The organism is Burkholderia sp. Ac-20384, assembly GCF_017104605.1.
GTDB lineage: Bacteria > Pseudomonadota > Gammaproteobacteria > Burkholderiales > Burkholderiaceae > Burkholderia > Burkholderia lata.
Genome location: NZ_JAAGPE010000081.1, coordinates 23427 through 32814, shown reverse-complemented (window position 1 = coordinate 32814; position 9388 = coordinate 23427). Strand labels below are relative to the sequence as shown.

Sequence of the window (9388 nt, the reverse complement as noted above, 5' to 3'; positions counted from 1 at the left end):
AGGCCTGCCGTGATTCAGTTCATAAACGACGCGAGAATCGCCGAGCGATGCACTGGTGACGAGACCGCTTTCGATAAAGGCCGACAGGGTGCGGTACGTGCTGGCGAGGCTGACCGGTTCCGGGCCGCCGGAGAGCATCCGGTAAATCTGCTCGACGGAAAAATGCGCGTCGGGATGCTCGCGGAACAGCTTCAATATGCTGAATCGACTGGCTGTCGGCCGTATCCCCGCCCGAGCCAGTTCCGTGTAAATGGCTTTCATTGTGTTGTTGTGAGAATGTCCGGCTACATCATGTCTTGCAGACGCTTAAGTGTCCCTTAAGTCGCGTATCACGCTACGGCGGGCATCGCGACCATGCATGGATGCCTCGCATTCGTGCAGCAACGAGCCATGGTTCGCCAAACGTTTCGCTCGAATATCAGGGATCGTCGCGACGGCGAGTGGATGGAAGCTGAAGCCACTCGACGGTGCGTCGGCATTCAGACCGAAGAAACCGGCAGGTCAACGCATTGCCGCCCGGGCAACGGTTTGCACGGCATCGACGGCAACGCAGGCGGAACGGACGGCGCGGCGAGATACGCACCCGACCGATCGCCGTGTGGTCGCCCTGGAAAAAGGTTCCGGCACGCGAGGCAATCCTGCGAGCGGATGAGGGGCGCTGCTTGCTGCCCGCCCCCGATCGATCACGCGTCGAGCGACGTCATGCCCGACTGCAGGTAGTTCTGGATCCCGACCTTCTGCACCAGCTCCAGTTGCGTCTCGAGCCAGTCGATGTGTTCCTCGGTATCGTCGAGAATGGCTTCGAGGATTTCCCTCGACACGTAGTCCTGCACCGACTCGCAATACGCGATCCCTTCCTTGCAGGTGGCCTGGGCGATACGTTCGAGCTTCAGGTCGCATTCAAGGATCTCTTCCGTATGCTCGCCGATCAGGAGCTTGTGCAGATCCTGAAGATTCGGCAGGCCGTCGAGCATGAAGATGCGTTCGATGAGTGCATCCGCATGCTTCATCTCGCCGATCGATTCCTCGTATTCGTGCTTGCCGAGCTTGTCGAGCTGCCAGTGACGATACATGCGGGCATGCAGGAAATACTGGTTGATCGCCGTCAGCTCGTTCTTCAACTGAGCGTTCAGGTATTCGATGACTTTCTTGTCGCCTTTCATCGCGGTTCTCCCGTTCGGCCCGTGCATCCGCACGCCACACCCTGAACCAACAATAGTCGGCGGCCGGTCGAATCGCAAACGTGCGCCCGACAAGACCCATGGCGTGTCGAGAAAAGCGTTCGAAGCCGGCATGCTGCCGATGAAATCATCCTGTAGTGCGAATGATTTCAATTTCCATTTTGTTCCGCACGTATCTCCGCTGTGCCGATGGTCCGCCTCCATTTTCGGAGCGGCGCCCCACGCCCGGCTTATCCGTCCCGGAATGGCGCGCCGCAATGGAACGGACGCATTTACCACCGATGCGTATAGCTGGCCGTCAGCACGGCACCCGCCGCGGGCAAGCGGCTCGTGTTGTTGCTGTTGCGCATGAGCTGGCTGTAGAGCGGCAGGTAGTAGCGGTTCAGAAGGTTCTCGACACCCACGGTCACGCGATCCTTCTTCGTGATCTGGTAGCGCGAGATCAGGTCCACGGTCGTATAGCTGCCCACGTCCATGCGACCGAAGCCGATCTTGTCGTTGAGCCGGTAATCGCGCGCTGCGTAGAACGTTGCCTGCAGCCGATTGCTCCAGCGCGGGTTCGGCCGGTATTCGAGATAGCCGGTCAGCTTGAGCGGCGGAATGCGATAGCCGGTCATGTCCTGGAAATTCGCGCTGTTCTGCGGCCGCTCGCGCCCCTGCATGTAGGTGATCGTGCCGCCCGCACCCCACTTGTCGTCGTCGGATGCGTAGTCGACGGTCGCCTCGATGCCGGCGATGCGCTCGGCCGTGCGCGTGAGGATCAGCCCGTTGTTGAAACTCTGGACGTCGCCGAGCTCCGACGTCGTGTAGAAGAGGGCCAGCGTGCCGTCGGCGTGATTGCCCAGGCTGCCGCGCCAGCCGATTTCGTAGTTGTTGGTCTTCACGGGCTCGAGGCTCGACGAATGGATGTCGAAGCCGGCGGTCGCGTTACGCAATTGCAGCCCGACGTCCGGCAACTGGAACCCCTGGCTGAACGATGCGTAGATTTCCTGGCTCGGCACCGGCGCATAGGCGACGCCCGCATTGAACAGCCACGCGCCGTAGCCGGTCGAGCCACCCGGCACCGTGTACTTCTTCGCCAGCCGCAGCTGTGAAAGCGGCACGAAACTGTCGAAGCCTGCACTCGCATGTTCGTAACGCACACCGGCTTCCGCCGACCACTTGTCGCTGAACTTGTGCTGCAGTTGCGCGAAGCCGCCGACACTGGTCGCGGTCAGTGTGGGCAGGTACGTCAGCGTGCCGGTCTTGCGGTAGACGAGGCCACCGCTGGCGTCGTAAGCGGCCGACGAGAAAATATCGTCCGGCATGTCGCTGCGTTCCTGGTTGAAGTCGGCGCCCCACTGGATCTTCGTGCGGCCGGCGCGATCGAGCGGCGTCGTGATCGTCAGTCGGCTGCCGAACACCTTCGAGTCCTGCATGACCTGATCGACGTTGTTGCCGCGCGTCGCCACCGCGCGCGCATCGAATGGCGCGAAACGCGTGAAATAGTTCCGGTAGTAGAGCTGGGCCGCCACCTCGCTGCCGAGCACGTCCTTGTTGCTGTACTGCAGGTTGAGCTGCGTGTTGCGGATGCGGTTCTGGTCGTCGAGCTGGAGCCCGTCTTTCGGCCGTGCGACGGTCGTGCCCGGCGGCAGTTTCGCAACCGACGGATCGCTCCCGTAGCGGGTGTCCTGCTTCGCGTCGTAGTGACTCGCCGAAAACACGATGCGCTGATTCGCATCGATCCGGAATCCGAGTTTGCCTTCGACGTTGTAGACGTTCGAGTCGAACAGGTCGCCCTGGCTCGGTTCCGGCGCGATGCGATGGCCACGCGCGTCATACGCGCTGCCGATGTGCTGCGCATCGACGTTGAATTCGTACTCGACGGGACCGTGGCTGCCCGCGAAGAACTGCTGCACGGTGCCGCCGAGGCCGCCGCTGCCCAGATGCGACAGCGGCGACGTCATCGAAAACGTCGTCTCGGCGCGCGGCGCGCCGCCCGGCTGGCGCGTCGTGATCGATATGATGCCGCCCGTTGCGCCTGCCCCGTAAACGGCGCTGCTACCGCGCAGCACTTCGACTTTCTCGATGTTGTTCGGGTCGACGTTCGCCAGGTTGCGCGCCGAATCGCGATTCGTATTCAGCGGCACGCCATCGACCAGCACGAGAATGTTCCGGCCGCGCAGGGTCTGGCCGTAGTCCGTCATCGTGTGGCTCGAATCGGCCATCCCCGGCACGGCCTTGCTCAGTACCGTCGCCAGATTGTTCGATCCGGCTTCGAGGTCGCGCAACGTGTCGCGACCGATCACGGTGATCTGCCGGGTCGGTCGAACGAGATCGCTGTGCGTCCGGTCGCCCGATACCTCGATTGCTGCGAGTTCCACCGGCTCCGCGGCACGACTCGCGGTCGCGCTCACATCGGCGCCCGCATTCGCACTCGCAGCGGCACCCACATCTGCGCTCGCCCCCGCACCCGAATCGGTCTTCAGCGGTACTGCAGGCGCTCCGCTCTCGACCGTGAACGTGTTCCTTCCCGTCGCACGGGCATGCAACCCCGAACCCGACAACAGTTGCGCCAGCGCCGCTGCCGCAGTCAGCCTGCCCTTGATGGCCTGGCTTGTCCGCTGCTCGGCACTGGACGTCGAGAACAGCAACTGCGCGCCGGATTGACGCGCAAATGCATTCAGCGCGCGATCCAGGCGCTGTGCGGGAATGTCGAATGACGACACGTCACCGCCTTGCCCCCATGCGGCTGCCGACAGGCAGCTCGCAACCGCGATACACACGACACGCCCCACCCCGCCTTGGTGCCCATTGCCCCCCATACCACCGCTCCTCGTTTGAATCGTTATGAATCGATGACGCTCACGAGGGTTGCCGGACGAGCCGACGGGTTTGTTGACGTCCTGATGGAAATTTTATTTAAGCGGAGATTCAGCGGTGCGCGACGATCACCGTGCCGTCCGCGTCCCGCTTCACGTTGAGCGGCAGCACGCCGGGCAGCATGTCCAGCAGCGTGTCGACATTGTCGGTATTGAATTGCCCGGACAAGCGCAGGTTGGCGGCGCGCGGGTCGAGTTCGACCGGGGCGCGCCGGTAGCGGCGAATTTCCGCGATCGCCACGCTCAACGGCGTCCCGTCGAAGACGAGCCGGCCTTCGCGCCAGCTCAACGTGGCAGCCGGATCGAACGGCTGGAGTGCGCCGATTCGATCGCCTTTGACGACGACGAATTGTTCGGGATGGAGCATCACCGCCGGGCGCTTTGCCACGGCGACTTCCACGGCCCCGGACACGACGCCGACGCGCACATCCTGCGCATCGCGACGCACCGTGAAGCTCGTCCCGATATCGTGGATCGTCACGTCGCCTGCGCGCGTGACGAACGGCCGGAACGACGAGTGGGCGATCTCGATCGATGCCTCGCCCTGTTCGACCAGCATGCGTCGCGAGCGGACATGCCACTCGACGCGTGCCGACGATCCCGTATTCAGCACGAGCCGGCTACCGTCGGCGAGCGGCCACTCACGGTGCTCGCCCACTGCCGTCGCGAGCGTGTCGACCTGGTACGCCGGATCGGCATACCAGACCATCAGCGCAGCCGCGATGCTCAGCATCGATCCGCCGACGACACGCCGGGCGGTTCGTCGCCGCGCCGCGCGGCGCACCACCGCGTCGAGCGGATAACGTGCGCGCAACGCGTCCTTGAAAGGATCGAGCGAGCCGTCTTGGGGAGAAGTCGAATCGGGACTACGGGAGGACTCAGGCAGCATCGGCATTCGCCGTCTTGGTGTGCAGGGTGTTCTGCAGGATCGGGGTGAGGTCCGTCATCGCGCGGGCCATGTGTTTGGCGACCATGTTACGTGATATACGCAACTGCGCCGCCACTTCTTCCTGCGACAGGTCGTGCAGCTTGTGGAGGATGAACACCTCGCGACAGCGCGCGGGCAGCGCGTTGATGGCCCGTTCGAGTTCCTGCACGGTCTGCCGGTAGCTCAGTGCCTGCTCGCCGTCGATATCGTCCGACCGCCAGTCGGGAACGTCGACCCCGGCCGGCTCCATGCGACTCGCGTGCAGTTCGTCCCCTCTCCATCGGTCGATGGCCCGATGTATCGACAGATGACGCAGAAAGGCCAGCGGAGTATGGACCGGTTCGCCCGGCGGACGCTGAAGGAGTTGCACGCCGACATCCTGGACGACGTCGCGCGCGAATGCGCGATCGCCGAAGCGATGCCGGACGTGATTGACGAGTTCCTCGTAGTGCTTGATGAACGCAGCGATCAGCGGAGAGTGGGAGGAGTCGCGGTGCGAGCCGGTCACATTGCTACGGGATGAGCGAGCATCACGCCCAAAATGATAATAATTCTCATTATTGTGATTGATTACAAAACTGTCAACAGACGTGCGGCTTGCTCGGTCGCTCGACCGTTTTTTGCACGCGCTCGACGCGGCGCAGAGCGAAACTGACAAAAAAGTCATGTTCGCGTCAGGGTCTCAACGGGATGCGCGCGCCATCATGGCATACCGGACTGCGCTTCCGGTCCATCGCCACCCGCCCGCGTTCGATCCCTGCGGGCACCTCCGTCCCCCGGCGATGGGCTCCGTGACTGGGCGAGCAGACACGGCGCGCAGGCCGATTTCCCGCCCCGGACGTTGCGTCCGGGGCGTTTTTGTCTGTGCTTTCCAAGAAAATAAGCGTGGATTGTTTCTAAATCGGCAAAAGGTAATTTGAGCCAGACAGGATGTTTTTTCCGGTCACAGACGCTTACATTTAGCGCACCACTCATGGAAACCGCTACGGATTCGCCATCGGGTAGTGACATCCACTGCCAAGGCCGAAACCGCACGAGCTTTAGGAAACGGCAAAATGAAGGCCCCCAAATCCCTGCCTGCGCTCGATCCCGCCGACGTTCACGTCGAAATCCTCGAACGTTCCGATACGCTGCTCGTCGTCCGCTGGGTCGAACCCGGCCGCTGTCACTACGGTGAACAGCGCTGGCGCCGCCGCTTCGCGCAACGCACCGGCACCTGCGCGCTGTCGCGCCAGGTGATCCATCGCGGCGACGAAGTCTTTCGCCCGGCCGAACGCCCGGCACCCGCGAACGCAGCCGCGATGATCTCCGCCGCCGAAGTGCTCGCGCTGGCCGGCGGCAGGTAAATCCTGCCGGCTGCGCGCCACGGCACGCGGCACCCCACGATGTGCCGGGCCTAGAAGCGCCGGTCTAATTCCCCCGCTTGTCTGCCACGCCGGCGGGCACTATCGTTACACCACTCAATGTAATGATTACGTGCCGCGGCCGATTGGTCGCGCCGATGGAGGCAGACATGCATGCATGGAGCGCGCGCCACGTCCCGGCGCAAGGCGGCAAGGTCGCGGTCGTGACCGGCGCCAACAGCGGGCTCGGCTGGCAACTGGCGGAAACGCTGGCCGCGAAAGGCGCGACGGTCGTGATGGGCTGCCGCGACGCGGCCCGCGCCGCACAGGCGGCCGACGCGATCCGCCGGCTCCATCCCGATGCCCGCGTCGAAGTCGACGCGCTCGACCTCGCCGATCTTGCGTCGATCGCACGCTTCGCGGCCGATGTGGCCGAACGCCATGGCCGCGTCGACATCCTCTGCAACAACGCCGGCGTGATGTTCCTGCCACTGCGCCATACGCGCGACGGCTTCGAGATGCAGTTCGGCACCAACCACCTCGGCCATTTCGCACTGACCGGCCATCTGCTGCCCGCGCTGCGCGCCGCGCGCCGCGCGCGTGTCGTGACGATGTCGAGCGGTCTCAACCGCGGCGGCCGGATCCGCGTCGACGACCTGCGTGCCGAGCATCGCTACAACCGTTATCTCGCCTATTGCGACAGCAAACTCGCGAATCTCGTGTTCGCGATCGAGTTGCAGCGCCGTTTCGAGCGCGCGGCGTTTGCCGGAATCAGCGTGGCCGCGCACCCGGGCTACGCGGCGACCAACCTGCAGTTCGCGGGCCCGGCGATGGACAGCTCGCCCGCCCGTGCCGCGCTGATGCGCGCCGCGAACCGTTATCTCGCGCAGCCTGCCGACCAGGGCGCGCTGCCCGCGATTCATGCGGCAACCTCGCCCGATCTGGCTGGCGGCGCTTACATCGGGCCCTCCGGATTGTTCGAGTCGCGCGGGTTGCCGGCGCCCGCGAGCGTGCCGCGTGCGGCGCGCGACGTGGCCTCGGCGGCACTGCTGTGGGAAGCCTCGGAAGCCGCGACGGGCGTGCGCCTCCTCAGTTCGGGCGCGCCGGCCGGACGCTCGCCGGGCCGGCCGTTCGACACGGCGGCCGAGGTGCGCTGAAGTACGCAGCACCTCCCGCAACATTCCTCAGACTTATTGCAACATCCGAAAAGAAAGCCAGATGAAAGACTGATTCGACGCCACACTGTTACCACCCAGGAAACAATTTATCGTCAAAATCAGCGTTTACCCTCGACCTTCCGGTGACTAAGATTTAGTCAATCGCTTAAGACATGGTGTCGAGAGCGAACTCAATAAAACACCGGAGGTCATCATGAAATCGCTCATTTCCGCAGTCGTTGCCGCTGCCGCCCTGTCCGCTTCGTTTGGCGCATTCGCCCAAAGCACCGTGACCCGCGCTCAAGTGCGCAACGAACTGGTTCAACTCGAACAAGCCGGCTACAAGCCGGGCCTGTCGAGCCCGTACTACCCGAACGACATCCAGAGCGCCGAAGCGCGTGTTCATGGTGCCGACACCAGCGGCTACGGCGCACAGCCGGCTCCGGTCGTCCACTCGGGCGCCCCGGCTGCGTCGTCGAACGCTCGCGACTCGATCTTCTTCGGCCAGTAAGCCGATGCGCCCTCGGCGGGCGCCGTGCGTCGCGCGATGAAGCACGAAAGTCCGGACGAGCCCCCTTGCGGGGCTCGTCCTTTTTTATGAAACGCATACCTCCGCCGCCCGGCAACGGGTGGCTTCGCCCGGGCGCCTGGCGTCCGGGCGCTTTTTCATCTGCGAGGTAGGCGTGCGGGCATAGTGAAACCGGGCGCAACCGTCAGCGCGATACAACCGCCGCAGGCGCCGATCGCGACAACACGCGCCACCGCGACAGCAGTTCGTCGCGATCGACGTAGCAGCCCTGCAGGTGCCGGCGGCCGGTAGACGGATCGAACTCGGTGCGCGCATGCAGCACGCGCCGGTTGTCGAACGCCCACATGTCACCCGCCCGCAGCCGGCGCTGCACGCGAAAGCGCGGCTCGCGCGCCAACGCGAGGAACCGCCGGTACGCACGATAAACGGCCGCGACCGAGCCGGCCGGCGCATCGAGCGGCCCGCGCAGGAAGTTCGCAACGCGCACCTCGGTGACGTTGCCGCGCGCATCGAGCCCGATCACCGGCGCCGAGCAGCGGTAGTCACTGTTCGCACTCTTGTTCCAGAACTCGAACGGCGTCGACGCGAGTCGTTCAAAATCGGCCGGATGCTCGCGCCGCAGCGCATCGGCCAGCGCGAAGCCGTCGAGGAACACGCTGTCGCCGCCGGTCGCGTCGTTCGCGAGGCAATGCAGGAACTGCACGCCCGGCTGCAACTCGCGGGTCGGCAAGTCGGTATGCGGCGGCAGGTTCAGCGACGTATACGCATTGCTGTCCGGGCGCGGCTTCGATTCGACGTCGAACAGCACGCCGAAATTGCTCTCGCGGATCAGGCCGACGCGGCGCGCGATCTCGTCGACACGGCCGCGCTCGGCCGGCACGCCTTCGACGAGCGTCAGCCCCGTGCGTTGCAATGCGGCGAGCCACGCGAGCAATGCGCGGTCGTCCTCCATCACGTCGCGCCACGCGAACACGCCGATGGCCGTCGCATCGTCACCGGCCCATACGTGCCGCCCGTGCGCGCCCTGACGCTCCGCGCGTGACGCATCGTCGTACGCATGCGCGCGCAACCAGCCCGGCGACCACGCGCTGCGATGTCCGTCATTCCACTCGACATGCAGCGCGCCGTCGGTGTCGACGTGCACGGTGAGCGCGGAGAGATCCTCGCGCGCGTCGGCGATCTCGAACACCTGTTCACGCGTGACGGCATGCACGCACGCGGAACATGCGCAGTTGTCGCGCAGCCAGTCGAAATGAAACGGCGATCGTCGCGTATCGCTCCACTCGACGTCCACCGCACCATCGCCAATCGTCGCCGCCGCAATGGCCGCGTCGGCCGAAAACGTCCGCCAGTCCTCGATACGGTGTTGCGCTGCCTGCATCGTTGCCT

The 9388-nt window shown here is 64.5% G+C and carries 9 protein-coding genes; 3 read left to right on the top strand and 6 right to left on the bottom strand.

The window, feature by feature from the left end; all coding sequences use genetic code 11:
• From G3O00_RS17785 to G3O00_RS17765, 5 genes are all read right to left on the bottom strand, one after another.
• On the bottom strand, positions 1-261 hold a 261-nt coding region (locus G3O00_RS17785; protein ID WP_206143780.1), incomplete at its 3' end, for a transcriptional repressor.
• A 422-nt stretch (positions 262-683) separates the two neighbouring features.
• Positions 684-1163, bottom strand: a complete 480-nt coding sequence (gene bfr / locus G3O00_RS17780; protein ID WP_174931302.1) for a bacterioferritin — start codon at positions 1161-1163, stop codon at positions 684-686.
• 290 nt (positions 1164-1453) lie between these two features.
• Positions 1454-3985 carry a TonB-dependent siderophore receptor gene (locus tag G3O00_RS17775; protein WP_206143779.1) on the bottom strand — a complete coding sequence of 844 codons (2532 nt, stop codon included), beginning with the start codon at positions 3983-3985 and terminating at the stop codon, positions 1454-1456.
• A gap of 109 nt (positions 3986-4094) precedes the next feature.
• The gene (locus G3O00_RS17770; RefSeq protein ID WP_206143778.1) at positions 4095-4931 is read right to left on the bottom strand and encodes a FecR domain-containing protein; all 837 of its coding nucleotides are present in this window, start codon (positions 4929-4931) and stop codon (positions 4095-4097) included.
• Positions 4921-5637, bottom strand: a complete 717-nt coding sequence (locus tag G3O00_RS17765) for an RNA polymerase sigma factor (protein WP_206143777.1) — start codon at positions 5635-5637, stop codon at positions 4921-4923. The genes G3O00_RS17770 and G3O00_RS17765 overlap by 11 nt, the downstream gene beginning before the upstream one ends.
• A 388-nt stretch (positions 5638-6025) precedes the next feature.
• Here G3O00_RS17765 and G3O00_RS17760 point away from each other — a divergent pair, with 388 nt between their 5' ends.
• From G3O00_RS17760 to G3O00_RS17750, 3 genes are all read left to right on the top strand, one after another.
• Positions 6026-6316, top strand: coding sequence for a DUF3331 domain-containing protein (locus G3O00_RS17760; protein ID WP_011354227.1), 291 nt, complete (start codon positions 6026-6028; stop codon positions 6314-6316).
• 167 nt (positions 6317-6483) lie between these two features.
• Positions 6484-7470, top strand: a complete 987-nt coding sequence (locus G3O00_RS17755; RefSeq protein WP_206143776.1) for an oxidoreductase — start codon at positions 6484-6486, stop codon at positions 7468-7470.
• A 214-nt stretch (positions 7471-7684) separates the two neighbouring features.
• A complete protein-coding gene (locus G3O00_RS17750; protein WP_174931297.1) occupies positions 7685-7981 on the top strand; it encodes a DUF4148 domain-containing protein in 297 nt (98 codons plus the stop codon).
• Positions 7982-8183: 202 nt separating this feature from the next.
• Here G3O00_RS17750 and G3O00_RS17745 read toward each other — a convergent pair whose 3' ends face one another.
• The gene (locus tag G3O00_RS17745; protein WP_206143775.1) at positions 8184-9380 is read right to left on the bottom strand and encodes a TauD/TfdA family dioxygenase; all 1197 of its coding nucleotides are present in this window, start codon (positions 9378-9380) and stop codon (positions 8184-8186) included.
• Positions 9381-9388 lie beyond the last annotated feature (8 nt).

What these genes read in the sequence shown, in the direction of transcription:
- G3O00_RS17745 (WP_206143775.1), bottom strand. Translation starts at nt 9,380, where the DNA reads ATGCAGGCAGCGCAACACCGTATCGAGGACTGGCGGACGTTTTCGGCC.
- G3O00_RS17765 (WP_206143777.1), bottom strand. Translation starts at nt 5,637, where the DNA reads ATGACTTTTTTGTCAGTTTCGCTCTGCGCCGCGTCGAGCGCGTGCAAA.
- G3O00_RS17760 (WP_011354227.1), top strand. Translation starts at nt 6,026, where the DNA reads ATGAAGGCCCCCAAATCCCTGCCTGCGCTCGATCCCGCCGACGTTCAC.
- G3O00_RS17750 (WP_174931297.1), top strand. Translation starts at nt 7,685, where the DNA reads ATGAAATCGCTCATTTCCGCAGTCGTTGCCGCTGCCGCCCTGTCCGCT.
- bfr (WP_174931302.1), bottom strand. Translation starts at nt 1,163, where the DNA reads ATGAAAGGCGACAAGAAAGTCATCGAATACCTGAACGCTCAGTTGAAG.
- G3O00_RS17755 (WP_206143776.1), top strand. Translation starts at nt 6,484, where the DNA reads ATGCATGCATGGAGCGCGCGCCACGTCCCGGCGCAAGGCGGCAAGGTC.
- G3O00_RS17775 (WP_206143779.1), bottom strand. Translation starts at nt 3,985, where the DNA reads ATGGGGGGCAATGGGCACCAAGGCGGGGTGGGGCGTGTCGTGTGTATC.
- G3O00_RS17770 (WP_206143778.1), bottom strand. Translation starts at nt 4,931, where the DNA reads ATGCTGCCTGAGTCCTCCCGTAGTCCCGATTCGACTTCTCCCCAAGAC.